The sequence below is a fragment of the Nostoc sp. ChiQUE02 genome, from assembly GCF_034531305.2.
Lineage (GTDB): Bacteria > Cyanobacteriota > Cyanobacteriia > Cyanobacteriales > Nostocaceae > Nostoc.
Genome location: NZ_JAVRBN020000005.1, coordinates 221633 through 247604 on the forward strand (window position 1 = coordinate 221633; position 25972 = coordinate 247604).

The following is a 25972-nucleotide window of genomic DNA, read 5'->3' on the forward strand; positions in this document are numbered from 1 at the left end:
ATAAAGACATTATTATCTGGTCAGTCAAAAATTCTTAAGGGGCGACATGAAGCCTACAAAGTAGATTTTATCAGTTCCATAGCCCCCAGCCCTTTCAATCTATTCAGATGCTGCTGGAAAATCACCCAGTGGAAGATATTGGTTTAATAGTTACTAGGGGGTTATTGCAAATTGACCCTAACAATCAGATTGTACTAACTCCTGACTCCTGGTTTCTGTTGATTGCTAACTTCTAAAGGCAAGAAAATCGTCAAAACTTCGCCATACTGTGGACGCTGGCGCACAATCAGTTTGCCACCGATCGCCTGAAACAAATGCTTGGTTGCCGCAATATTCAAACTAATCGTACCTGTTTCCGGTTGGAACATCAGCAATTGACCAAGCGCTTTGCGAATTGGTGGCGTTGCAGGTGTGGTGGCTTTACTTGAATCTTTGCATCTGAATTGGGGCGATAATTGTAACTTCAGTTGATCTCCAGCCGGGATAACTTGTACTTGGATATGGCTACCAGAGGGTAAACTGCGAGTGAAATTCTCCATCAAACCAGTGAGTACCTGATCCAGCATGGTAGGATTGCTCACCACTGTTGGTAGTTGCTGGGGTAAAACAACATTTAAAGTTAAGTTCCGCCGATGCGCTGCTTGTTCCCAACGGGGAATGCTTTGCTGCAACACCTGATCTAAAGACATCGGTGTGAGTTGAGTTTTTGAGGATTTCGCTGAAGCAGTAGTTTCCAATTCTGCTGCCTTAAACAGCAACTCCATGCGGTCAATTTGCTCGGTACACTCGTGATCGATAACTTTTAAACGATTGATCACGCTAGCATCTAAGTCTCGCCGCTTCAGTAGCAGGCGAGTCATGGTGCGAATAGTTGTTAAAGGTGTGCGGACTTCGTGAGCGAAGGCTTGCAGCAATTCCACGTCAGGATTTGGGGTTTGGGCATCCCTTCGGCTTCGCTCAGAGCAAGTGGGGATTGGGCATTGGGGATTGGGGATTGGGCATGGGTTATTCTCCTTGTCCCCCTTGTCTCCAGTTCCTAGTAAACAGTCTTTAGTCTCTTCTGCTTCTGTTAATTCCTGAAGCAACAATTGGCTAAACTGAATCACGATCCGACAATCTGGTGTTACCGGAGAATACTGTTGTACTAATTGATCCAGCCGGGCAAAAAATTCTGGATTAGCCAGCATTACCCTTGCTCCTAGCGATCGCCAAGCCTGCTGCACTACCTCTGGCTCAAAAGAAAATGAAAAGGTTTTTTTACCGTTTTTGTGGGTTGCTAAAACCAGCACTAATCTAAATTTATCTGTGAAAACCAAACAAAACTGTTCTGCCCCCAACGGATCGGCAGGTAATAAGGAAAGTACCGATTCATGGGGAGCGATTTCTTCATTTACAGACGCCATTACATCTGGCATCTGAAATGGCATCAGCGCCAAGGGATTAAATGGTTTTGCCGTAAAAGTTACTGTTTGTAAGTTTTGAGTCAGTTTTGGCTGACTAAATAAGGGTGCTGGTGCAGCTAAAACTAAGCCTTGGGTTGTGTCTCTTGAAGCAGCTGCTAAAGTATTTAATAGCAAATGTTCTGTCGCTGCTAGGCTGACACGCCACTGCCGCTCTGCTTTAGCAGGTGAACATTCAGCCACACTTGATTGATTTTCAGCCAAGATTTCGCTCAGACTTGGCAATATCCATTTGTACACAGGCTTTCACCCCTTAATTCAAGAGCGACTAACAGCGTCTAGGGTAGACATTTCACTACTACCTAAGAGGTTATAGCTATTTGTGTACTGATGACAGTGGTAGAACCGAACAATTCAGGCGCAATTTCCCCTCTAAGGGCGATGTCTACGACGGGCTACGCCTACGCAGTTATGGGCTGAAAAAGAGGCAAGGGAGCAGGGAGCAGGGAGCAGGGGGCAGGGGGCAGGGAGCAGGGGCAGGGGGAAATGAAGACACAGAAATGAAGGAGGGAAAATGGGTCTGAGTTCCCCACAACAGACAAGTGTAGTTTTTGTACCATAGGGGAAGCTAAGGTAACAGGCGGGAGCGAACCCTTTTCTGCCCCCTGCCTCTTCGTTGAAAAACACTCGCGCTGACTTTTAACGACAGACATGGCGATCGCAGATTGATAATTGTGCTGATTTCACGCCTCGAATCGGGATTGCAATGACAAACTCTGCACCCTGTCCCGATGATGAAATGCATTGCAAAGATCCACCATGCTTTTCAGTAATTATCTGGTAGCTGATCGATAATCCCATACCAGCCCCCTGACCAACTGGTTTTGTGGTGAAAAAAGGGTCAAATAAACGCGACTGGATTGCTTCTGGAATTCCTGGGCCATTATCAGCAATCCGAACGATCGCATTTTCATTTACCTGTTCCGAAGAAATGCGAATCAAGGGATTTGGACAAAGTTCTTTTTGGAAACACTCTTCTAAAGCATCGATAGCATTTGTCAAGAGGTTCATAAATACCTGATTCAGTTGCCCTGCAAAACACTGAATCTTAGGCTAGGGCTGTTTTATAAAGCGGTGTATATTCCAAAATTACTGCACCAATCGTTTCCTCTTTCCTAGTCTTAAAAGCAACAGCAATCAATTGAATCCCATCTGGGTACTCAGGACTGTCCTCAATATATGTTCTGGGTATACCATCATGAATAGTTTTACCAACTTCATTATTGCGATCGTGATCTAATCGCGTACCAATGTCTTCGGCAACTACATCTGCCAGAATGATTTTATTGCGGTCTACGATTTCCAGATCGCGCTGATGTTGCTTGTGTAGTGCTTGAACATGCTCTTGCAACTGGGCTAGCATCTCATCTTGCGATCGCATTTCGTGGTATTCAAGCTCATGACTTACAAAATATCCCAGTAGTTCAGCAACTTCTTCAGCCTCTTGTTGAGCAAGATACTTAGCTATCTTCAATTGTTGATGAGCACTAATCGCACCAATAATTACTGAAAGAGTAGCCATTCCTAGAATACCTGAAATTAATTTTTGACTAATTTTCATTGCTTGCTCGAAACCTCAAGTGCTGGCTACTGTGCTAATTCAGTTTTGGGGAGTTTGTCCTTTTCCTAAAATTCCCCGTTCTCAGCCTGAAAGCTACAGAGTCAACAGCCATTAGCAAAATTTTTAATCTGGGTTTCTTTTAGCGATGTGCGATGTACGCCCTGCCGTAGGCGATCGCATTTTTTTAGGTAGATTAGCAATAGACTATCTTAAAAGTACTTTATGACTTCTTTTGATTCAGTTGAAGATTTGGTACTAGTTGCTGGTGCTACTGGAGGAGTGGGGCAACTGGTGGTAGGCAAACTGCTGGAAAAGAGCGTGAAAGTTCGTGTCCTGACACGCAATGCTACAAAAGCTGAAGAGATGTTTAACCAGAGAGTGGAAATTGCCGTCGGTGACATCCGTCAGCCAGCTACACTACCAGCTGCAACGCCAGGTGTCACCCACATCATCAGTTGTACTGGAACCACTGCCTTTCCCTCTGCGCGATGGGAGTTTGACCAATCCCCGAACTTGATTGAATGGGGAATCACTTTCCTTAACCCCAAATCTAGTGAAGCAAAAGCAAAGAATAGTCCAGCAAAGGTCGATGCCCAAGGTGTAAGCAACCTAGTGGTAGCAGCACCCCGGAATTTGAAGCGATTCGTTTTCGTCTCTTCCTGTGGAATTCTGCGTAAAAATCAGTTTCCTTTTAGTATTCTTAATGCTTTTGGCGTGTTGGATGCCAAACAAAAGGGCGAGGAGTCCATTATTAATTCAGGATTACCCTACACCATTATCCGTCCAGGACGCCTCATTGACGGGCCATATACCTCATACGACCTCAACACCCTTCTCAAGGCAAAAACAGGGGGTAAATACGGTGTGGTCGTAGGCACTGGGGATACACTTTCGGGTGATACCAGTCGAATTGACGTAGCCAATGCTTGTGTAGAATGCCTTTTTCAGCCAAGTAGTGCTAGGAAAATTTTTGAAATAGTCAACCAGGGACAAAGACCGCCTGTGATTGATTGGGAAACTCTTTTCTCTGGGCTTGAGTGAGTGGTAAGTGCTGAGTAATATTTTATTCAATCCCCATTACCCCTTATCCTCAAAGGGGGCCCGAGTTCCCAATCCCTAATCCCCAAATATTGCCGAATATACGGAATTACGGAAGCGTGGGCTACGCCTACGCGCCTTTTAATCTGGTTATATTCTCAGTGCTTCTGTACTTTGTTCCCTCTAAAGACGGCAAACACCACTCTGACGTTACGGTTCACCCTAATTACTGAAAGTATTAATTCTCATACATTAGACAAAGTGAAGGCAAATTAATCCATGAACCAACTAAAAACACAATTTAGTTAGTTTAACCGTCCCAAGCAAGGTTCGGGAAACCACCCTTCATGGACTGGCTATCACTAAGCTTCAGTATATATATCAGCGTAATCTGGAGTTTTAACCCCAGGAAAGCCAAACCAAAGGTATTGATGCTGAACTGGCTGATTTATTGACCCTGTTGGTTCAAAATTTAGTCCTTTATATTCTCATTCATTCATTCATTTGTAGTTATACGGAGCCAGCACCTAAAATGGCAAAAGTAGTTGGAATTGACTTAGGAACAACGAACTCCTGCGTGGCAGTGATGGAAGGTGGTAAACCCACAGTAATTGCTAATGCTGAAGGTTTTCGGACAACGCCATCAGTAGTCGCATTTGCGAAAAATGGCGATAACTTGGTTGGCCAAATCGCCAAACGCCAAGCGGTGATGAACCCCGAAAATACGTTTTACTCAGTCAAACGCTTTATCGGACGCCGCTACGACGAAGTGAGTAACGAAGCTACGGAAGTTTCTTACAAAGTCCTCAGCAGCAACGGCAATGTCAAATTAGATTGTCCTATAGCTGGTAAACCGTTTGCTCCTGAAGAAATTTCTGCAAAAGTTCTTCGCAAACTAGTTGAAGACGCCAGCAAATACCTGGGTGAAACCGTAACCCAAGCTGTAATCACCGTTCCAGCATACTTCAACGACTCTCAGCGGCAAGCGACAAAAGACGCTGGTAAAATTGCCGGGATTGAAGTTCTACGGATTATCAACGAGCCTACCGCTGCTTCTCTGGCTTATGGATTTGACAAGAAGAGTAACGAAACTATTCTTGTATTTGACCTTGGTGGCGGTACCTTCGACGTATCCGTGCTGGAAGTAGGAGATGGAGTTTTTGAAGTACTAGCTACATCTGGTGATACCCACCTTGGTGGTGACGACTTCGATAAAAAAATAGTTGACTTCTTAGCTGAGAAGTTCAGGAAAGCCGAAGGTATTGACCTGCGGAAAGACAAACAAGCCTTACAACGTCTGACTGAAGCCGCAGAAAAAGCCAAAATTGAGCTTTCTAGCGTCACCCAAGCAGAAATTAACTTGCCATTTATCACTGCTACCCAGGATGGGCCCAAGCACCTGGATACAACCTTGACTCGCGCTCAGTTTGAAGAACTTTGCTCTGACTTAATCGACCGTTGCCGTGTTCCTGTGGAAAACGCTCTCCGGGATGCCAAGTTAAACAAAGGTGATATTGATGAAGTGGTATTAGTTGGTGGTTCTACCCGGATTCCCGCAGTCCACCAGATTGTGAAGCAGGTATTGGGTAAAGACCCCAACCAAAGCGTTAACCCCGATGAAGTCGTAGCAGTTGGTGCAGCTATTCAAGCTGGGGTACTCGCTGGTGATGTTACTGGCATCTTGCTGTTAGATGTGACACCCCTATCTTTGGGTGTTGAAACATTGGGCGGCGTGATGACTAAAATTATCCCCCGCAACACAACAATTCCCACCAAGAAATCCGAAGTTTTCTCCACCGCTGTGGATGGTCAAACCAACGTAGAAATTCACGTTCTCCAAGGTGAACGCGAATTCTCTAACGATAACAAGAGCTTGGGAACCTTCCGCCTCGATGGTATTCCTCCTGCACCACGCGGCGTTCCTCAAATTGAAGTGGTGTTCGATATTGACGCCAACGGTATCCTTAACGTCACCGCTAAGGACAAAGGCACTGGTAAAGAACAGTCCATCAGCATAACCGGCGCTTCCACCCTGGATAAATCTGATGTTGACCGGATGGTTAGAGAAGCTGAACAGAACGCTTCATCTGACAAAGAACGACGTGAGAAGATTGAACGCAAGAACCAAGCCGACTCTTTGGCATACCAAGCCGAGAAACAGCTACAAGAATTGGGCGATAAAGTTCCCGCTGCTGACAAGACTAAAGTTGAAGGTTTAGTGAAAGAACTGCGGGAAGCAGTTGCTAAAGAAGACGATGAGCAAATCAAGAAGCTCACCCCAGAATTGCAACAAGCACTATTCGCCGTTGGTAGCAATATCTATCAACAAGCTGGCGGTGGTGCTGCACCAGGCGCTGAACCTCAAGATGGTGGTTCCACATCTAGCTCTGGTAGTGGCGACGATGTGATTGACGCTGATTTTACAGAGAGCAAATAATTTCCCTACTTCTTTTGGGAAGATTATTTAGTCCCACCTCATATTACCCACTCAGACAAATGCCTGAGTGGGGATTTTTTTTTAGGAGTTATAAGTTATTAGTAAAAATAATATTGCTAACTCTTGATTTTAATTCTTAACTTTATTCCTAACTCCTGACTATTAACTCTTAACTCTCTTATGCCATATCCACAAGCACCTTGGACACTTCAAGGTTATGCTATCCAAACTTTGCACTTGGTAAATAGTGACCGAGTGCGCCCCTTGATTCCCTTAGAGTTAGAAATTATTTCTGTGTGGCCTGGTAAAACTTTCGGTAGTGTATATTTATCTAATTACGGGTCAGGTTCAGTACTGGAGTACAGTGAGTTAATTATTGCCTCCGCTTTGGTTAGTTACCAGAGGAAAATCGGCGCTTGGATTTCTCACATTTATGTAGATAATGTTGATTCGGTGGCTGGCGGTCAAGAAATTTGGGGACTACCAAAGGAACTAGCTGAGTTTACCTGGGAACAAGGAAAGCATGTCACTGTGCATCAGGGAAACCGGAGATTGTGTAGTCTCAACTATAATCAACAAAGCTTGGCATGGAGACAGAGGTTAAGTGCCTCTAGTTTCAGCGCAAAGGATGGTAATTTGCTGATATTCCCTGCTGAATTTGAGTCTCTGTTGGGTTTGATTGGTTCTAAGTTAGAAATCCCCGCCGAAAGTCCTTTTTATGGAATAGGTTTAGGTCAGCCTTGGTTAACTGTGCGTTGTGAGCAGATGAGCCTGCGGGTTGATGCGCCAAAAGTGGTAGGTAAGATGGGTATTTAGTACATTGTGCCGGAAGTTTGCCTATCTTTAACCAGTTGCTAAGAGCAAATTGTCTGGTTAATTGAGATGTTAGCTGGATTTTTGCCAAGCTGTACTAGACATTTCCAGATTGAGGACAATACCAAGGCAATGTCTGACCTCAAGTTGCTTTTTAATATATTGGGGCATAATCCGGAATGCTGCACTTTGATTTTGTAGCTCTATATATACCTATAAAAGTAAACATAGGGCGGTCGCTTGAAAGGATGAGGAATAGATTATCTAAATTATCTCGTAATTATTAATTGTATGTAATATGTAGCATTTTTAAATCGAAATGTTTATTTAATTAGCAAGTTTGAGAAAACGACACAATTAAAAAACTTGCCCTACTGTTGATTAACAGTAGGGTTTTTTATGGAAATAACAAGATTACTAACTTTTTTAATAAATTGATAATCTAATCTCAAATCTGTCATGCTTTAACTTATATTTTTTATAAATGCCTGTATAAAACGCTAAAGTTAAGATAATAACATTATGCATGGTTGCGAAATGGATAGTCACGAACTAGCGATCGCACTCCATAAATAGATGATATTCGATATTTAAACCATATTAGCAATAACAGTCTTTTAAAGGTGTTTTATTTTACTCTAAATCAGACACCTTTATTTTTCACTTTTTTTGTAGATGTCGTCACAGAGATAGCGATCGCTCTCTGCTTTTGGGTTATTCTTCAGATAATCACGCGCTGCCACGCAACCGCGCTTGAGCAGTTCCTTAAGGTCAAAATTCCAAACTGAAATTTTATTACCACCGCTTGCAATACTTTTACCATCTGGACTATAACTCACATCATTCCAGCCAAAACGCTCAAAAGTGGTTAACGGAGTACCATCAATGCTCCAAAGTTTAACTTTTGTCCAGCTAGCTGTGGTAATCTGCTGACCATCAGGACTGAATATAACTCTAGTCGCAGGTTCATCATTATCGATAGTTACTGTTTTGCTATCTTTGTCTTTAAGACTCCAGATTTTAATAGAGTTGTCTTTACTAGCAGAGGCAATAAGCTGACCATTGGGGCTGAAACTAATACTTGTAATATTATTTCTATGCTCTTTAAATTCTTTAATTACCTCGCCATTAACTGGTCGCCATATTTTGACGGTTTTGTCAGCACTGGCAGAGGCAATGAGCTGACCATCTGGACTAAAGCTGACGCTATTCACTTTATTTTTATGCCCTGTGAATGTTTTGTATGGTAAACTTTCAAATCTGCCCTTGCTATTGCGTCGCCAAAGTTTTACTGTGTTGTCCTTACTTGCTGAAGCTATAATCTGACTGTCAGGACTGATACTGACACTAGTAATCAGATTATCATGCCCTTTAAAAGTTTGTAAGAGTTGTGCTTCCTTGCCTAGTTTATCAGGAAGCTGCCATAGTTTTACAGTGTCAATACCACCAACAATTGCTATTTTGTCAGTATGAGGAACAGACAAAATTTCCTTAACCCAATTACTTTGCAATTTTGGGATTTTGTTTTTTTTGGTATCTATTCTCCAAAACTGCACGCTATTCTCTGCAGTACGGATAACTAAAGTTTTACTATCTGAACTAAAACTTATGGGCAAGTTTTCTCCATAATTACTAAACCTCTCAGTTTCTTGATTGGTAGAACCTTTGAGAGTGGTTATCAAAGTTCCATCATCAATTCGCCAGATTTCTATATTGTTAAAATCTGTGCGGATAGCTAGAGTTTTGCCATCTGGGCTGAAACTAAATCTTGAATAACCGCTAGATTCTTCTAGGTTTACCCTCTGACTACGAACTTGTATTGTTCTGATTGGCGTACCATAACGATTAACGAGTTTTACTTTATTAGTTCCTTCCACTGTCACCAAAGTTTGGAAATCAGGGCTATAAGCTTGTATAGTTGCTTTATCAAAAGTTGAAATTAGTTTGCCTTCACGACTCCAGAATTGCACTTTGTTTTGCTCGTTATAATAAGTAACTATTGTCTGACTATCACGCGTGAAACCTACGATATAAATTGATTTGTTCGCATCCTGTATTTGAAAGGTTGTGATCAAATTACCGCTCATCCGCCTGAGTTCTATTTTTTGTGTATCGCCATCTGTTTTGCGGATGGCTAATATTTCTCCGTCGGGACTGAATGTGACTGAATCATGATCATCAACCTTGAGAGTTCTTGATTTACCGTTTTGCTGCAAAAATTTTAAAGTTTGATTATCTTCGTTATCTTGATCCGAAACAACTAGTGTTTCGCCATGAAAACTGAACTCAATATTATTTATCGGTCTACTATAACCCTCAAGGGTTTTGATGAGGTCGCCATTCCGTCGCCAAATTTTGATAGTTTTATCATTACTGGCTGTGGCGAGAGTTTCTCCATCTGGACTAAATCTGATCAGATAGATTTCATCCTTATGACCGAGGAGATTTTTAATATGCTTGCCATCACTTGTTAATAGTTCTACACTGTTGTCATCTTTGACTAAAGCAATAGTTCGCCCATCAGTGCTAAAGCTTCCATCAATATATTTACCTTTAAGAGTAGTGATAAAACTACCATTGCTCCGCCATAGTTGAAGTGTACTATCCTGACTAGCGGAGGCTAACATTTGACTATTACCGCTAAAATTGAATTCTGAATTACTCCCTAGTATAGTTGTTCTCAAAGTACCGTCACTTTGCCAAAGGTGGAGCTTGTTATTATTACTAACAGAAGCAACTAGCTGACCATCTGGGCTAAAACTTAAGTTACTGACCCCACTATTATCAGAATTTGTAAAATTCCTAATTTTGAGACTCCAAAGTTTCACAGTTTGATCCTCACTTCCAGAAGCGATCATCTGGCCATCTGGGCTAATGCTGATGCTAGTTACCTTATCTTTATGCCCTTTGAGTTCAAAGTCAGTTGTGTATTTTGTTTGTAGATCGTAAAGCTTTGCAGATACGATATTTCTATTTTCGTTGTATGGATTATTATCAGATGAATTCGTTAATGTTATGGTATTACCAACAGGGCTGAAACTTATAAGCTCATCCCTCTGAGCAATTCTTTGCAACCTATAACCGTCACGACGCCACAATATAGTACCTTCTTCACTAGAAATTCCAGTTGCAGCAATTGTCTGACCATCAGGGCTGAAACTGACACTAGAAAAATAACAGTTACAATTAAATTTTTTAATCTCTTGAGTATCAAGATCCCACAGTTTCACGGTGGAATCTGCACTACTATAAACTATTGTTTTACCATCAGGGCTGAAACTGGCACTAATGATTGTATCTTTATGTCCTTTAAAAGTTTTGACTTCTTGAGTATTAAGACTCCAGAGTTTCATAATACCGTCTGCGCTGCCAGTAAGTAGCTTTTGACTATTGGGACTAAAGGCGACTGTAGTAATCTCAATATTTTGCTCTTTAAAAGCGGTAATTTCTTTTAAAGAGTTAATTTTTTTATCTTTTAAAGTCCATAGTTTCAGAGTTTTGTCCTCACTAACTGAAACTATCTTCTGACTATCAGGGCTGATACTAACGCTAGTTATCTTCCGCTCATGGGCTTTGAATGTGCTGATTTCTCTGCCATCGCTACTCCAGATTTTTACGGTGCCATCTGCTGTGCCAGAAGCTAGCATTTTCCCATCAGGGCTAAAACTCACACTGGTGACAGCATCGCTATAACCCTCTAATCTGTTACGCTCTTTTATGGTATAAACTGCATCTTGTAATACAGTCTTTACTTGCATTTCGGTTTCGGGCTTTACTCCAACTGACCACCACTGTTGCAGTCGTTTACCTGCTTTTATACTTTCGACCAGCGCCTCTAAATCTTGATTAGATTTCAGAAGATTGATTGATCTAGCACTTGTAGAAGCTAGTTGAAAATTATTTTGATTGATCCATACCAACGGTAATAATATTGCCAATCCTCCAGTAATAGTTCCTAATGCTACTTTCCAAACTAAGCCTCTACGTGTCTCTAAAAGTTGCTGTTGCAGAACCTCATTCAGCTTCGCTTCTGTTAACTTTCGTTGTTCTCTCTCCTTTTCTAACTCAGCAATTAATCTGGCTGATTGTTGCTGACGAACGAACGGCACTAAATAATCATGTACTAGTTGATAGCGGTCAGCAGGTGATGCTGGCACTCTTAACACTAATCCTGATTTGATTAATATTTCTAAAACTAAGTCTAGTTTTTGAGACTTTACATCTAACTCTAATTCCAAATCAGCACGAGTTTTTAAAGGGCGAGTATTGTTTTCATCGGTGAGTAAGTACAAAACTAGTTTGGCTATTTGTTCATTATCAGAACCACAGTCTTTGACAATTTCTTCTAGAAATCGCCCAACAAAGTTTTCTTTAGGTCCATGTTGCTGATATTGTTCTAGGTTTGTTATTTTTTCTGTTTGTAGTTGCGCTCCTACTACTTGCAATTCAATGGGGCGGACTTCCCCTAAATCTCTAGCTAAATCATTTACCAATTCATCAATTAATGATGTTTCTAGAACTAACTGGCTTTTTTGAGTTAATGTTTGAATAATTTGTTTAGTATCTTCTACTGAAAAGTTATCCAAATGGTAGAGAATATCCTTGTCTAAAATATTGTTATTAATTACTTCAAAGTTAGCAAGGCGATTGTTACATTCCAATAGATAATAAACATAATCTTCACGTAAAGACAAGATAACTTTTACGAAAGGTATATCCAGACATTCACGTAAAAATTCATAAAAAGGTTTTCTACTAGTTGGGTCTTTGTAAATGAAGAAAAATTCTTCAAATTGATCAAATATTAAAACTGTTAGCAGGTTGTAATCATCATGTTTTGCTAATTGCTTGAGGATAGCCCTTTGCCCTAAACCTTCTTCTAACAGAGGAGGAGAGTATGCTTCCCCCCTGACTTCGGAGCTTAGGTAACAGAGAGCATCTCTTAGCCGATTATTCAATTCTCCAATCCAATCTGGATAAACTTGTTGCAAAACAGGTACAACATCACGAGTTGCAATTGATTTTTGTTTCAATGCTGGGATTAATCCAGCCTGTAAAATTGAACTTTTGCCAACCCCTGATTGTCCATGAATTATTGTTAGTTTACGGTCAGATTGACCCATGCGTTCAATCAGGCGAATAATATCTTGCTGTCTTCCGGAAGCAGCAATTTCTGTAGCTACTGTTGCTTGTTGTTCAACTGCTGGTAAACCTGGGTTATTTACCATTTGTTGTGGCTGTAATCTACCTGCACCAATGAAAGCACGTAAACCATACTGCTGTTCAATTGAGCGCTGTTCTTGTTTAAGATGAAATGCAGTGAGATATTCACCTTTTTGAAAGTAGCTTGCTCGTAAGTCTGCCAAAATGTGAATGTAAAGCTCTGGATCGTATTGGGGTTTGGTTTGTGTTTTGGCAGTTTCTAAGGTTTCGAGTGCTGCTTCTGGTAGATTGAGTGCAGATTGCGATCGCGCTAACGCAAACAAATACCAACCCCGATGATACGACCTTTCCCAATCTAAATCTGCTTTCATCTCCTCTGAGATTGGGTTAGATGTATCTATTGAAACGCTATCCAGCAGAAAAAGCGCTTGTTGTGCCGTTTCCTTTGCCTTATGCCAAGCTGATTTGGCTATTGCCACTTCAGCCATAAAGCTATAAGCTCTGGCTAATTTAAACTGATCGGGATAGGTTTGATGCAAAGCCAATGCTTTGTTAGCAACAACCTCCAATTCCTCCCAACGCTGGAGACTTTGCAATACAGAACCCAAAGCGTTGATAAATTTAGCTACCAAGTCTTGGCGGTTAGCTTGCTCGAATACCTCAATAGATTGCTGAAAATAATCTTTGGCATGACTACGAGCCTGATCTCGTTCAGGATGATGCAATACTGCGTAGGTTCGCCACCATAATCCCATAGAGTAGAGTAAACAAGCGCGTTTCTCTAGGAACTGGGGAGATAGGGATTCCTGACCGAAAAGTGCTAAACTACGCTCGTAATGTTGCCCTGACAGTTCCAGTGAACTAGAAGTAGCTCGACCTAGCATAAATTCTAAACTCGCCTCTAGCTCTGGATTCAGGCTCAAACGACGATTTTGCAAATCATGCCATGCAGACTCCAATTCAACGCGACGCGGAGAGCCAATTTGTAAATTAAGCGCACTGTTGTCGAGATATCTGCCTGCACCAGCAGCTAAAACTTTGTCAAAAACTTCATTAGCAGTTTGCTGGATAAAATCGATTAAATCATCAGTGGCGATCGCAAATTCAACAGTTGTACTCCAACTGTGTAAATCTGGTGCTAATCGCATGAGTTTATGCAGTACCTCATCCGTTACCCACAGTACCAACGGAAAGTGGAAATTTTTTCTCAACTCTTCCCTTACCTGATTAGCCGCACTCAGAACTAGCTCAAGCTTAGTAACCGCCTCTAAACCAGACACGACTAACGCCTGGGGATGCTCCAAGCCTAGTGAGTCTTGAATAGTCTGAAAAAATGTCTTAATTGACTTATCCAAAACTATTTCCCGAATTTCTAAATCGCTGGATGCTTGCAAACTTTGCACCAAACGTTTTCGCAAATTAGCTGCATTACAAAGTGCCAAAATCAGGGAAAATTCTCCTTGAGAAGTAGCGATCGCCCATGCTAATTCTTGTAAAGAATTTTCGTTGTCGATTGCGAGTGGCTGTAAATCACTCATGACTAGACCTCGCTTGATAGATGGGGGGGAGCAGGGGGAGATTAAAAACTATTGTAGAGACGCGATTAATCGCGTCTCTACTGCAATCCTGGCGCTTCTGCCAAAATCGGATTAATTTCAAACCAAGACCCCTGAGTGTCTCGGTACTCATAGACGAACCGACTGTGTACCAAAACTCGGTATCCATTATCGCCGCTCACCCATTTTCGTTGTTGTACCTGACGCAGCAAGTCCCACTCATCATCTGTGATTGCTAAAGTCATTTGATTGGAATAGGCTCTAATTACAGTTTCTAACCCCGCACGAGATAGAGGCAGTCTTCTTTCCTTTTTGATCCAATCATTGAGCAGTCTGAGTAATTCTCGGACATGACCGCCACTGATTCGGCACAGTCGATTTAAGGTTTCCTGGGTATCAAAAATCTCTGTAATCAGGGCGAGGCGATCGCCTGGCTGTATATCAGGGTAAGCTCTTGCTAATACCATCTGTCGCAATAGTGCCATTCCTTCAGCACATTCACTGCCATCTCGTAACTGCGCTGGCACCATTGGCAACACTTTTGGATCTACCATAAATCGCTGTGTCAACCGACTCAAGTCATTGGAAAACATCAACTCTAAAGGCATGGTGTAAACCACATGGCACTTGAGTTGAGTTAATTGTTCCCCTCGGTCTACAAATAGATATTCTGGCTGGGGCCGTCCCCAAGACTTGGCAGCAGTTTCGACGCGATCGAGATTATCGACAATTACCACTAGTCCTTTTTTGCCCAGTTCTTTCAGTTTAACTATGGCAGGTTCAAGTAGTTCCTCGTTAATTACATCTATAATGCCTTTTGTGCGCGGCCCTAAATATTCTCTTAACTTGTTGCGAAGTTCAGGGCTATTTTTGGCTCTGGCTGTAATCTTGCCAATGCCTAGCGCCACCACTGATACACCTTCTTTTTCACTCGCTTTCAGTTCTCCAATACCTGGAATTTTCGCTTCAGCAGCAAACTTGCCCTCAGTACTAGCGGAAACTTTACCAATGCCAGGAATTAATGCTTCCGCAGAAACTTCAACTTCTGTCATCAACAGTTTAGCGGCTCCTTGAAGTATTTTTTTCAGACCTTGGGGTTCAGGGATTTCTAGTTTTTCTAAGCTATCGAGACTTTCACTAACTCGACGAGCTACGCTCAATAAAATATCACCGATATCGACATCACCCATTTCTAGGTCTTGACTGGACTCAAAATATACCACATGGAAGCCTGCTTGCTCTAATTCTGCTTTTAGTCTGAGCAATTCTGTAGATTTACCGCAGCCGATGTGTCCTGTAAATAATTCGCAGGTAGGGCCTTCAGGTGAAAAAAATGTAATATTTTCTTTTAACTCCTCAATGATCCTGCCACCGCGCACTGAGGAAAAATCAATATAGTATTTTCGATCCTCGGCATTTTCCACAGCCAAGGTCTTGCTAGGGTTGCAAGCCTGGTAAAACTTCTGTAAATCCAGTTTCATTAACTATTTCCCAACAAGGCTTTTCTTTATTGTCAACACAAAGCCTGTTACATATTCCGCAAAATTTTTCAGTAATTTCTGTAATTACAGCAATTTTTAGGTATTTAGAGACTGAGAGGGGGAGTGGGAAGTGGGGACTGGGGAGTAGTGTAGTTCAATTACTTAGCCTCCCCTAACTTCCCAACATCTGCAAGTTATGCAAAGTGGCATAAAGCCCTCCTTGTTGCAATAGTTGATCGTGACTTCCCTGTTCGATTAATTCGCCGCGCTTGAGAACAAAAATCCGGTCTACATTGCGAATCGTAGACAGGCGGTGAGCGATAATAATGGCGGTACGTCTGAGCAAAAGCTGGTTTAATGCCTCTTGAACCAAAGCTTCTGTGCCAACATCCAAACTCGCGGTAGCCTCATCTAATACCAAAATTTGGGGATTGCGAATGGCAGCCCGCGCAAAGGCTAAAAGTTGCTTTTGACCACTAGAAATATTTGTGCCCCGTTCTCGAAGTTGAGTATCATAACCTTGGGGTAGTTCTTCTATAAACTGGGCAATATTGGTTTCCTCGGCTGCTTGTTGAATCTGTTCAACGGTATAGCCATCTCCTAAAGAAATGTTGCTTTTAACATCGCCAGCAAACAAAAAGCCTTCTTGTAAAATTACTGCCATGTAGCGCCGCAGTTCTACTTGTGGTACTTCCCGAATATCGACGCCATCGATGAGAATGCGTCCTTGGGTGGGTTCGTAGAGGCGGCACAAAAGCCGGATAATTGAAGTTTTTCCCGCACCTGTGGGGCCGACTAATGCCACTTTTTCACCAGGATGAATGGTGAAATCTAAGTCTTTAATTACGTAATCATCATTTTTGTAAGCAAACCAGACGTGATCGAAACGAATTTCTCCCAGTTCTGGCGGGGAAGTGAGGTCTGGGGATTCTAGATTTGCAACTATCTCGTCTATGTAGCCGAATTTAGCATCAAATATTGAGAAGCGCACATTGGCGCGATCGCGGATTTCTATCGGTTCATCTAATATATCCCCGACGCGTTCAATGGCAGTAAAACCAGCTTGAATTACTGTAAATTTTTCGGCAAAGTCCCGTAAAGGGTCGAATAATTGCTGGGCATACAAAATAAATGTAGATAATATCCCAAAAGTCAAGTTTTTTCCCAATAGCAACCAACCACCCATTAGCAAAACACCTGCGATCGCAATCAGACCAATCCATTCTAAGGTTGCTGAAACAGCTGCATCGTAAAAGATGGTTTTATCCATTTGCTGAGTGTAGCGGCTGTTCGTGGCGCGAAACAATTCGGCATTAAATCTTTCTCTGCGGAACAACTGCACTACGTTAATGCCAAGGACATTTTCTTGTAGCTGTGAGTTCAGTATGGAAAGTTCTTCCCGACCTTTGTAATTGGCTTTGCGGTACTGTTTCTGCAAGTAGACAATTACCCAGCTAACTGGTACCAGCATTAATAGCAGTAAGCAAGCGAGTTGCCATTGGATAGAAAACATTAAAACCAAAGTCACCAGCATGGAAAACAAATTGGACACAATGCCAATCGCCCCAGTTGAAAAGACATCGCCTAACACTTCCACATCACTGGTGATTCTGGTGATTAATTTTCCTACGGGCGTGCGGTCAAAAAAGCGTACTGCTAGAGATGTCACATGCTGGAATAAGTCTTGGCGAATTGCTGCGGTGATTTGTTGCCCTAGCTTCTGTACTACATAACCCTGGAAACCTGTCAAAATCAATCGGATTGCGATCGCAATTACCAATAATCCCTCTAGGATATTTAGCCCTTGCGAAAAGGGACGATTCCTGAAAAATTCGTAAGCGCTTGGTTCATTGCGAATCAGGGAAATCACTTGACCGATCAAGAACGGTTGTACGGCACTAGCTAGTGCGATCGGTACAAGTAGGCACATCGACAGCGCCAATAGCCGTCCGCTACGACGGGCATAGGGCACTAGACGCAAAAACAACCGCCAGTCATTTTCACGCCGACGGTCTTGCGTATAAGATTTTTTCAGAGATTGATAGATGCTCATAGTAAGAGCATTATATTAATGTTTGTAAAAAAATACGCTTGTTTAAAGTAGCGTTTGGCCTGCTACTCTGATACCATGCCTGAGATAGAAACCGCAAGACTGCTACTAAAACCCTATATTCCTCAAGATTTAGATGAACTTGCTCCCATTTTGAGCAACCCAGCAGTTATGAGGTATTCACCCAGAGGGCCTATACCTAAAAATCAAGTCAAAGAAGTAACGCAGCAAACATTACAATTTTTTATTAGACACTGGCAACAACACCGTTTTGGTCTATGGGCTGTAGTGGAAAAAGCCAGCGCCAAATTAATTGGTCATTGTGGGCTGAATTTTTTACCGAATAGCCCGGAAGTCGAAGTTCTTTATCGGTTAGACGAAGCTTATTGGAATCAAGGAATTGCCAGCGAAGCCGCAAAGGCAAGTTTGAGGTATGGCTTTGAGGAAGTGAAGCTAGATCGCATTGTCGCTATTACTGCACCAGAACATACTGCTTCACGTCATGTAATGGAAAAATGCGGGTTGAAATACGAAAAAAATGCTCAATTTTACAACTTGGATATAGTGTATTATGCTCTGGCTCGTTCAGAATGGCGATCGGATGATTTTCTTTACATTTTGCAATCTTAAAACTATCAGTCCTCAACTTAGAAATTTTGCCACTGATTGATGCTGAGTTTGGCTTGCCTAATTTAATTTGGTGGATCAAAACGATTCGCAACCGCAGCCTACAGAATCATAGACGAACCAACTGCTAAACATCAAAACCACTGCTGCAAACTCAATGGAGCCGTAGAGAATACATGGTTTAGGTCTTTGGTAGGAGCGTATACCTGTGCGCTTCTACTAGGGAATTTGTATCAATTGCTTCATAAATATCACTGTAAGTATGAAACAATACCATACTTCTCTCTTTACGTCTTATATCTAAAGGTAGAAGATATAGATTAACTAAATTTTTGGGAAACCTATCCTAAGAAGGGTTCATTCCCAAGAGATGTCCTGCCTACTTATCGCAGAATGCAACTGAGGTCAGATGACGCAACCTTTAAATCAAGTCAAAGAGTGGGAACAACGTCGTGACGAAGCAAACCGCTATTACCAACGGGGAAAATTCCAAGAGTCTCTCGATCTGGCAATCAAGAATTTACACTTGGCTAGAGCAATTCCAGATCGAGCCAGAGAAGGTTATACATTAAACGACCTTGGTTTAGCTCACCTCAGTTGCTGGCAACCTCAAAGTGCATTAGAGCGCTTTCATCAGGCGCTTTCGGTTGCTGTTGAAATTGGCAACGTGCCAGCACAAGCAACTGCACTTAGCAATCTGGGTTCTACCTACAGCCGTCTTGGACGCTTTTCGCAAGCGTTGGAATATTTTGACAAAGCACTGCCAATCTTTAGGCGATCGCAAGATACTCAAAGTGAAGTTTCTACTCTTAATGATGTAGCCCTAATTTATACCCGCTTAGGAGAACCGAAACGGGCACTGTTGCTACAACACCAAATTTTGAGGATGCGGCGATTGCTAGGTGACTTTTCTGGTGAAGCAACAACGCTAAATGGCATTGGGTTTGCCTACAACGTCTTAGGCAAGTTTGAGGAAGCGCTAGAATTTTTTCAAGCAGCACTTCCAATTCAACGAGCTGTCAAGAATGTGCTTGGAGAAGCAACCACCTTGAACAATATTGCTTCTGTTTATCATGATTTAGGAAAACCTAAACAAGCACTGTTGCTCTACTATCAAGTTCTTTTGACACGTCAGGCAATTAGCGATCGCTCTGGGGAGGCAACAACCCTTCACAACATTGGTTTTACCTACAGCACCTTGGCACACCATCGGCAAGCAATGAAGTTTTACAAGCAAGCCATTGCAATTTATCAACATCTAGGCGATTCTCTGGGGGAAATTTCAACTTTGCTGAATATGGGAAGTCTTTACGCCATAACCAAACGCAAAAAAATGGCGCGATCGTGCTACCAAAATGCCCAAGAGTTAGCAAAGCAAATCGAACATCAGCCACTCATGGAAAAAGTACAGCAGTTTATAGATTCTCTGTAGCGTTAAAAACCGCCACGAGCCTTTACCCGCCAATGTAGGGGCGCACAGCTAGCTGTGTGCCCCTACCCTATGGTTTAATTACCTGTATTGTTAATGCATACTTAAGATTTACTCTTTGCGTCCCCGCACTCGTGGTTTTCGTACTGGATAATTGACGATAGCCTAGTCTTGTACCGTGGCGTTTAAAAGAAATTCTATGAAAGCTTACGAAATTCAAAGCAACGCCGGAATTGATGCCCTCGCATTAGTCGATCGCCCTGAACCAAAACCCGCAGATGGAAAAGTTCTGATTCAAATCAAAGCAACATCCTTAAATTACCGCGATTTGCTTGTCATTGAAGGAGCTTACGGGGCTGGACAGAAATATCCCTTAATTCCCCTATCTGACGGTGCGGGAGAAGTCGTGGCGGTGGGGGAAGGTGTGACACGGGTGAAAATAGGCGATCGCGTTGCTGGTATTTTCTTCCAAGATTGGATTTATGGCTCTTTAACCAAAGAGAAAATGAAATCCGATTTAGGAGGTGGTATTGATGGAATGCTGGCTGAGTATGTCGTATTACACCAAGATGGTTTAGTAATATTACCTGACCACCTATCCTACATTGAAGGCGCAACTTTACCCTGTGCAGCAGTCACAGCTTGGCATGGACTGATTACAAAAGGCAATATTGGCGCAGGTGATAGTGTTTTATTACTCGGTACTGGAGGAGTTTCAATTTTCGCTCTCCAGTTCGCCAAGATACATGGTGCAAGAGCGATTATTACTTCCAGCAGTGATGAAAAGTTGGCACGAGCGAAACAGCTTGGTGCTGACAAAACAATCAACTACAAAACAACGCCAGATTGGGAAAAGCAAGTTTACCAATTAACCAATCGCACGGGTGTAGATCATGTAGTTGAGGTAGGCGGTGCAGGTACTCTGCCAAAATCACTACAAGCAGTCCGCATTGGAGGACGTATTAGTTTGATTGGTGTATTATCAGGCAGAGGAAATGAAATTGACCCCATGCCAATACTTTTTAAGAGTTTAACAGTTCAGGGAATTTATGTTGGCAGTCGGGAAATGTTTGAGGCGATGAATCAGGCGATGCAACAGCATCAAATTAAACCGATTATTGATCGAGTTTTCCCCTTCACTGAAGCACGAGAAGCTTATCATTACCTCAAAAGTGCGGCTCACTTTGGTAAAGTCGTAATTAGTAATTCGTAATTTTAAAAAATTTAATTCTATGTTTCAAGTGGGAATTTAAACCCCACTTGAAACATAGTTATGAATTACGTTTAAACAGCAGCGAGAGTAGGTGCAGCGAATTTAGCATATCGCTCGATATAGAATTCCTTAGAATGAGCGATCGCTTTTACAGACTCACGCTCTTTCAAAGCATGTTTCCACTGGCGTAGACGAGTAAATTCCTCTGGTATTCCAAAACCGCGATACTGCTTCAGTGCAGCCCAGCGCTCAAACCAGGGAAAATAAGTAAAATCCACCAGACTGATGGATTCACCAAACCAGTAAGGACCTTCCCCAGATAACTTTGCTAAACCTTCGTTTTCAATAAATTCTAGGTGTTTGTATAGTTCCTGTTTAACTTCTTCTTGTTTTTGGGGATCTGAACTCCGCAGAAGGGTAGAAAAAGCAGGAACGAACCTGGTGTTAGCAAAATCGATCCAGATACGAGCTTGTGCCCTAGCAGTGGGACTGCTGGGTAACAGTGGTGGATTGGGGAATACCTCATCTAGATACTCATTAATTACTGCTGACTCCCAAACTCGCTCATTGCCGTGAGTTAGTGCAGGCACTTTCCCATAGGGAGAAACTTTGGTAAACCCTTCAGGCTTATTCTGCAAATCAATTTCAATCAAATCGAAGTCGATGCCCTTCTCTTGGAGTACCAAGCGGGTACGGTGAGCATAAGGACAAACAACTGCACTGTATACTTTGATTTCAGCCATGTTTAAGTTCCTTGGTAAATAGGACTTGTTAATCTGCATTGGGAATTGAATTTGAATCCAAAATCCCAAATCTTAAATTGTTAGTGTCACAAAACCTTTTTGAAGTGGGTGTAGCGTAAAAAATTCTCGACACTAACCAAACTTTTAAATTTGACTACTAGGTAAAGTTGGGGAATTAGGAAGAGGCAGAGGGGGACTTAGCAGGGAGCAGAGGGTAAAGAGGTAATTTTTTTTGTATTCTCCCCCCTGCCCCCTGCCCCCTGTCTCCCCTGCTCCCCTCCCTTCTCCTAAAGCCAGGGCACTTCTTCAGGTGCATAGCGAAAGGCGCGGAAGACTGTATTTTGCTCGCCACGAGTTACGGGCGACTTCTCACCTGGAATATTCCGAGATGCAAAGTGGGGATTGATGTATTCCCAAACAATCTCTCCTGCAACTGTCACCTCGAATATCCGGCCGTAAGCACCTTCTGTAATCAAGGTATTGCCATTGGCCAGACGTTGCGCTCCTGATATGTAGGAACTAAAGAAATTTTGGGGCGGGTTGTCGGTGTATTCCCAAACTATCTCTTTCGTTTGACGGTTTACCTCAATCACACGGGAAAAATTGAGAGCAATGTTACGGCGATGTGCGCCATTGTCGAAAATCAGGATATTACCGTTAGCTAGTTCGTTCGGGAAGTGCTGCTGTGCTAGCACGTCATCGCCCAACGTCCAGATGATTTCTCCGGTTTTGCGATCGATAATGACAACTGTGGAGATATTACGAAAGCTTACTATGATGTTGCTATCGGCGAGTTCCCCTACGGTATTCCCATGAGTCCATTCGTGCCGATGATCCTGGGGAGTAATCGTAAATATATCTGGATCAAGGTGTTCGTGGGCGTGCCAAGTCCAAACAATTTCACCTGCTGGAGTCACTTCATAAAGCACATCAGCATAGATATCACCATCTGGTTCTGTACCTGGTACGCCACCTTTGATCCGAGGAACCAAAGACTGAGGTATCTTTTCAATGGCTAGTAGAATTGTGTTGCCATTGGCTAGTCTGCGTCCATCGTGATGGTGGTCTGGATGCTTATACTCCCAGATAATATTTCCTTTAGGATCTGCTTCTAAAACAACGCCACTTTTGAATGCAGCCCACAAAGCAAAACGTAGTGGTTCTTCTGGTGGAGTCTTACCATTATAAAAAAGGTTGCCATTGGGCAAGAGATAACCATATAACCCTGGTGGATATGGCAAATTCCACTGGTGTACTACTTCTCCTTCTAGGTTCAGGAGGTAGACTTCACCTTGACCTGTCAGGGGTGTGAAAAGTGTATATCCTTTGAATGCTTTTTCGGGATTGTAAGCTCTTAAACCAGTACCCCGACGACGAATAGTATTCTGGTCAACCGATGTTGCTGTAAAAGTCATATTTTTCCTACTAAATATTTAGTTTTGAATCTAAGAGCTGGGACAGAGCGTATCGCACACTTCTACTCTGATAATGAGAGCCAGAGGTTCTAGGGAGGCATTACCAGGCTGGAGCCTGGTAACGAGGCGAACTGTCTTTAATTTTTAATTGTTTAAGGTGCTGGGTTTGGAGACTGAGCATGAACTATATCCAACTCTTCCAAAATGTCTTTGTTAAGAACTACATTCACACTTTCCAAATTCTCTTTGAGTTGTTCAAGTGTCGTCGCACCAATAATTGTGCTAGGCACAAACCAACGACTCCGCACAAATGCTAAAGCTAGATGCGCTGGACTCAGTTGATGGCGCTTGGCAATTTCTACATAAGCTGCTACTGCTTGACTTACTTTTGGCTTGAGATAGCGCTGACCAAAATTTTCAAACAAACTGACTCTTGCTTTCTCTGGTTTGCCATTTAGGTATTTGCCAGTCAAGAAGCCAAATGCCAAAGGACTATAAGCTAGTAATCCAATTTCTTCGTGATAAACAACTTCTGCTAAGGCTCCGTCAAATACTCGATTCAGCAAGTTATAAGCATTTTGAATCGAAACAACTTTGGGTAATCCTAACTGTTTAGCAGCGTTACTAAACTGGGCGACTCCCCAAGGTGTTTCATTACTCAAACCGATATAGCGAATTTTCCCTGCCTTAATTACGTCGTCAAAAACTGCTAACTGTTCGGCAATGGGAACCGTTTCTCCCACTTGAGTCGGATCGAATACCGTTTGTCCAAACCGTGGCACGTAACGATCAGGCCAGTGGATTTGGTACAGATCAATATAATCTGTTTGTAATCTTTTTAGACTATCATCTACAGCTTGTTTGATATTATCACGGTCAATTGCTTTGGCTCCACCACGTACCCATTTAAAGCCTCGACCAGGTCCAGCAATTTTTGTTGCTATAATAAGTTGATCTCTTTGTTGACGCTTTAACCAGTCGCCAATGTAAGTTTCAGTTAATCCATAAGTTTCGCCGCTTGTTGGAACTGGGTACATCTCCGCTGCATCAATAAAGTTGACTCCTTGGGCAATAGAATAATCTAACTGAGCATGGGCTTCTTCAATAGTATTTTGCTGTCCATAAGTCATAGTGCCCAGACAAATTTCAGAAACTTTTAAGTCACTCTTACCAAGCTGGTTATACTTCATGTTTTCGCGTTGTTATTCTGTTTAATTTAACAGTGATATTTTTATTGGGAATTTTACATTTTGTCAAGTCTGCTATTATTTTTAATTAACTTAGCTTCAAACACCACTTAGTTTGGCACCAAGCCAATATAAATTTTTCAGCAAAATAATATTCTGCCGGTACTATTAAAAGTCGATAGATAAATCGTAGTTAATGCATGCAGTTGCTTATTATTGTATAAAGCAACCCGATAAGTAAGCTAGCTTGTGGAGTCATAAAAATCTAAAGTTGTAGTACAAAGTACTTGCTTTTATTGGGTTTTTGTGGAATGGACTATTTTAGCTTTAGTATATACTACGATAAATCAGTTAACTTACCGTAGTATACCAAAAATCTTAAGATTATTCTGGAATTAAGTCTTAATAAATGTTCATATTAAGATGCTTCTGAAAAAGTATATTATTTTCGTGAACAATCAAAATATACCGAGTTTATCGGGAAAGGTCACAATATCCGATCGCAACGACAAAGACTTAGGGTTGTAAGAGCTTGCTTGTGTAACCAAGAATTTTTTGCTGCGATCGCTGACAAAGATGCTCGTGTCTATATGATTAATGAACACAATTTGACTTAACTATGCGATCGCAAATGCAATTCCAGTGGAATTTAACAATTATAATTGTTGGGATTGCTTACCTTTTAACCAACACTACTGATTTTTTCCTACTTCCTAATGAACCTTGCTAAAGTCAGGATTTAACAACGCCAATATAGTTGTTTCCTGTGGCTTATACTTAATAGTTTACTATTGATTGTATTATTTTATTGTCAGCCTTGATATACATACTTGAGACACTTGTACCAAGTTTTTTGGTTTATATTTGGATTTTTTTGTTCCTATAAATAACTATTTTAGTTATGTTATATTATAAATATAAGTATAAAAAGCTCAATTTCCTATTATAACTTTTTTAGGGAATACACCTTTTGACATTTAGGATGAGACTCTTGATTTTCTCCCTATGCCGCAAGTTGCCTTTTCTAAAGACGGCTACATTCAGGAGAATCCCAATGTCATTAAACAAAAATACTCTTGAGAAACCAGCGAATAAGCTGCTTGCATCTCTACCAGCCAATGATTATGAGCGTCTTGTTCCCCACCTGAAGCTGGTTCCGCTCCCACTTCGGAAAGTGCTTTACGAACCAGGCGAAGCGATCGCACAGGTCTATTTTCCTAATAAGGCAGTGGTTTCTATAATCACCACTATGAAAGATGGCTCGACTGTAGAAGCTGGTTTAGTGAGCAATGAAGGTATGGTGGGTATCTCAGTAATTTTAGGAGACAACATCACAACCACAACAGCATTAGTGCAGATTCCAGACAGTGCTATGCAGATGGATGCGGATATACTTAGAAACGAGTTCAATCGGGGTACAGCCCTTCAGAGCGTGTTGCTGCGCTACGTGCAAGGTATGTACACTCAAATAGCACAAGGATCTGCCTGCAACCGTCTTCATAAGCTAGAAAGGCGGCTGGCTCGGTGGCTGCTAACAGTTTCTGACCGTCTGGAATCAGAGGAATTTCCACTCACGCAAGAATTTATCTCACAGATGCTGGGTGTACGTCGCGCTGGTGTCACCGAAGCAGCTAACATCCTGAGCGAAGCCGGAATCATCACCTACCACCGTGGTCAGATTAACATCTTGAATCGAGAGGCTTTAGAAAAAACCTCTTGCGAATGTTATCAGATTATAGAAGATGAATATGTCCGTTTATTGGGCAAATTGCCCAATAAACGGTCAAAATAATTTTTTT

The 25972-nt window shown here is 42.0% G+C and carries 15 protein-coding genes and 1 pseudogene; 7 read left to right on the forward strand and 9 right to left on the reverse strand.

Annotation, left to right across the window (positions count from 1 at the left end):
• Nucleotides 1-194 precede the first annotated feature (194 nt).
• The 3 genes and pseudogenes from RM347_RS07515 to RM347_RS07525 all read right to left on the reverse strand — a co-directional run bounded on the left by RM347_RS07515 (nt 195) and on the right by RM347_RS07525 (nt 3021).
• Nucleotides 195-1700: a sensor histidine kinase gene (locus RM347_RS07515; RefSeq protein ID WP_322719175.1), complete on the reverse strand. Its 1506-nt coding sequence runs from the start codon at nt 1698-1700 to the stop codon at nt 195-197.
• Nucleotides 1701-2099: 399 nt separating this feature from the next.
• Nucleotides 2100-2513 (reverse strand): annotated as a pseudogene (locus tag RM347_RS07520) (sensor histidine kinase); the annotation flags it as partial.
• Nucleotides 2509-3021, reverse strand: coding sequence for a hypothetical protein (locus RM347_RS07525; protein WP_322719176.1), 513 nt, complete (start codon nt 3019-3021; stop codon nt 2509-2511). The pseudogene RM347_RS07520 and the gene RM347_RS07525, both read right to left, overlap by 5 nt.
• Before the next feature lie 222 nt (nt 3022-3243).
• On the opposite strand from RM347_RS07525, the gene RM347_RS07530 reads away from it, so the two are divergent.
• The 3 genes from RM347_RS07530 (at nt 3244) to RM347_RS07540 (ending at nt 7312) form a co-directional block, all read left to right on the forward strand.
• Nucleotides 3244-4062 carry an SDR family oxidoreductase gene (locus RM347_RS07530; protein WP_322719177.1) on the forward strand — a complete coding sequence of 273 codons (819 nt, stop codon included), beginning with the start codon at nt 3244-3246 and terminating at the stop codon, nt 4060-4062.
• A gap of 529 nt (nt 4063-4591) precedes the next feature.
• On the forward strand, nt 4592-6496 hold the full coding sequence (gene dnaK, locus RM347_RS07535; protein WP_322719178.1) for a molecular chaperone DnaK: 1905 nt from the start codon (nt 4592-4594) through the stop codon (nt 6494-6496).
• A gap of 180 nt (nt 6497-6676) precedes the next feature.
• Nucleotides 6677-7312, forward strand: coding sequence for an acetoacetate decarboxylase family protein (locus RM347_RS07540; RefSeq protein ID WP_322719179.1), 636 nt, complete (start codon nt 6677-6679; stop codon nt 7310-7312).
• Nucleotides 7313-7962: 650 nt separating this feature from the next.
• Here RM347_RS07540 and RM347_RS07545 read toward each other — a convergent pair.
• The 3 genes from RM347_RS07545 to RM347_RS07555 form a co-directional block, all read right to left on the reverse strand.
• Entirely contained in the window at nt 7963-14010 is a 6048-nt protein-coding gene (locus RM347_RS07545) for an eIF2A-related protein (RefSeq protein ID WP_322719180.1), read from the reverse strand.
• 77 nt (nt 14011-14087) lie between these two features.
• On the reverse strand, nt 14088-15509 hold the full coding sequence (locus tag RM347_RS07550; RefSeq protein ID WP_322719181.1) for an ATP-binding protein: 1422 nt from the start codon (nt 15507-15509) through the stop codon (nt 14088-14090).
• 172 nt (nt 15510-15681) lie between these two features.
• Nucleotides 15682-17562 (reverse strand): ABC transporter ATP-binding protein, encoded by a 1881-nt coding sequence (locus tag RM347_RS07555; protein WP_322719182.1) that lies wholly within the window; start codon nt 17560-17562, stop codon nt 15682-15684.
• A 75-nt stretch (nt 17563-17637) separates the two neighbouring features.
• On the opposite strand from RM347_RS07555, the gene RM347_RS07560 reads away from it, so the two are divergent.
• The 3 genes from RM347_RS07560 (at nt 17638) to RM347_RS07570 (ending at nt 20828) form a co-directional block, all read left to right on the forward strand.
• The gene (locus tag RM347_RS07560) at nt 17638-18189 is read left to right on the forward strand and encodes a GNAT family N-acetyltransferase (protein ID WP_322719183.1); all 552 of its coding nucleotides are present in this window, start codon (nt 17638-17640) and stop codon (nt 18187-18189) included.
• A gap of 406 nt (nt 18190-18595) precedes the next feature.
• Entirely contained in the window at nt 18596-19618 is a 1023-nt protein-coding gene (locus RM347_RS07565; RefSeq protein ID WP_322719184.1) for a tetratricopeptide repeat protein, read from the forward strand.
• Nucleotides 19619-19814: 196 nt separating this feature from the next.
• Nucleotides 19815-20828, forward strand: coding sequence for a zinc-dependent alcohol dehydrogenase family protein (locus RM347_RS07570; protein WP_322719185.1), 1014 nt, complete (start codon nt 19815-19817; stop codon nt 20826-20828).
• A 71-nt stretch (nt 20829-20899) separates the two neighbouring features.
• Here RM347_RS07570 and RM347_RS07575 read toward each other — a convergent pair whose 3' ends face one another.
• The 3 genes from RM347_RS07575 to RM347_RS07585 all read right to left on the reverse strand — a co-directional run bounded on the left by RM347_RS07575 (nt 20900) and on the right by RM347_RS07585 (nt 24176).
• A complete protein-coding gene (locus tag RM347_RS07575; RefSeq protein ID WP_322719186.1) occupies nt 20900-21571 on the reverse strand; it encodes a glutathione S-transferase family protein in 672 nt (223 codons plus the stop codon).
• A 287-nt stretch (nt 21572-21858) separates the two neighbouring features.
• Nucleotides 21859-22986: an aryl-sulfate sulfotransferase gene (locus RM347_RS07580; RefSeq protein WP_322719187.1), complete on the reverse strand. Its 1128-nt coding sequence runs from the start codon at nt 22984-22986 to the stop codon at nt 21859-21861.
• Between the two features lie 152 nt (nt 22987-23138).
• Complete coding sequence (locus tag RM347_RS07585; protein WP_322719188.1) at nt 23139-24176, reverse strand: NADP(H)-dependent aldo-keto reductase; 1038 nt, start codon at nt 24174-24176, stop codon at nt 23139-23141.
• 1051 nt (nt 24177-25227) lie between these two features.
• Here RM347_RS07585 and RM347_RS07590 point away from each other — a divergent pair.
• On the forward strand, nt 25228-25965 hold the full coding sequence (locus tag RM347_RS07590) for a Crp/Fnr family transcriptional regulator (RefSeq protein ID WP_322719189.1): 738 nt from the start codon (nt 25228-25230) through the stop codon (nt 25963-25965).
• The last annotated feature ends 7 nt before the right edge of the window (nt 25966-25972 follow it).

What these genes read in the sequence shown, in the direction of transcription:
- RM347_RS07555 (WP_322719182.1), bottom strand. Translation starts at nt 17,562, where the DNA reads ATGAGCATCTATCAATCTCTGAAAAAATCTTATACGCAAGACCGTCGG.
- RM347_RS07525 (WP_322719176.1), bottom strand. Translation starts at nt 3,021, where the DNA reads ATGAAAATTAGTCAAAAATTAATTTCAGGTATTCTAGGAATGGCTACT.
- RM347_RS07570 (WP_322719185.1), top strand. Translation starts at nt 19,815, where the DNA reads ATGAAAGCTTACGAAATTCAAAGCAACGCCGGAATTGATGCCCTCGCA.
- RM347_RS07550 (WP_322719181.1), bottom strand. Translation starts at nt 15,509, where the DNA reads ATGAAACTGGATTTACAGAAGTTTTACCAGGCTTGCAACCCTAGCAAG.
- RM347_RS07590 (WP_322719189.1), top strand. Translation starts at nt 25,228, where the DNA reads ATGTCATTAAACAAAAATACTCTTGAGAAACCAGCGAATAAGCTGCTT.
- RM347_RS07540 (WP_322719179.1), top strand. Translation starts at nt 6,677, where the DNA reads ATGCCATATCCACAAGCACCTTGGACACTTCAAGGTTATGCTATCCAA.
- RM347_RS07530 (WP_322719177.1), top strand. Translation starts at nt 3,244, where the DNA reads ATGACTTCTTTTGATTCAGTTGAAGATTTGGTACTAGTTGCTGGTGCT.
- RM347_RS07575 (WP_322719186.1), bottom strand. Translation starts at nt 21,571, where the DNA reads ATGGCTGAAATCAAAGTATACAGTGCAGTTGTTTGTCCTTATGCTCAC.
- RM347_RS07565 (WP_322719184.1), top strand. Translation starts at nt 18,596, where the DNA reads ATGACGCAACCTTTAAATCAAGTCAAAGAGTGGGAACAACGTCGTGAC.
- RM347_RS07585 (WP_322719188.1), bottom strand. Translation starts at nt 24,176, where the DNA reads ATGAAGTATAACCAGCTTGGTAAGAGTGACTTAAAAGTTTCTGAAATT.
- RM347_RS07580 (WP_322719187.1), bottom strand. Translation starts at nt 22,986, where the DNA reads ATGACTTTTACAGCAACATCGGTTGACCAGAATACTATTCGTCGTCGG.
- RM347_RS07560 (WP_322719183.1), top strand. Translation starts at nt 17,638, where the DNA reads ATGCCTGAGATAGAAACCGCAAGACTGCTACTAAAACCCTATATTCCT.
- RM347_RS07545 (WP_322719180.1), bottom strand. Translation starts at nt 14,010, where the DNA reads ATGAGTGATTTACAGCCACTCGCAATCGACAACGAAAATTCTTTACAA.
- dnaK (WP_322719178.1), top strand. Translation starts at nt 4,592, where the DNA reads ATGGCAAAAGTAGTTGGAATTGACTTAGGAACAACGAACTCCTGCGTG.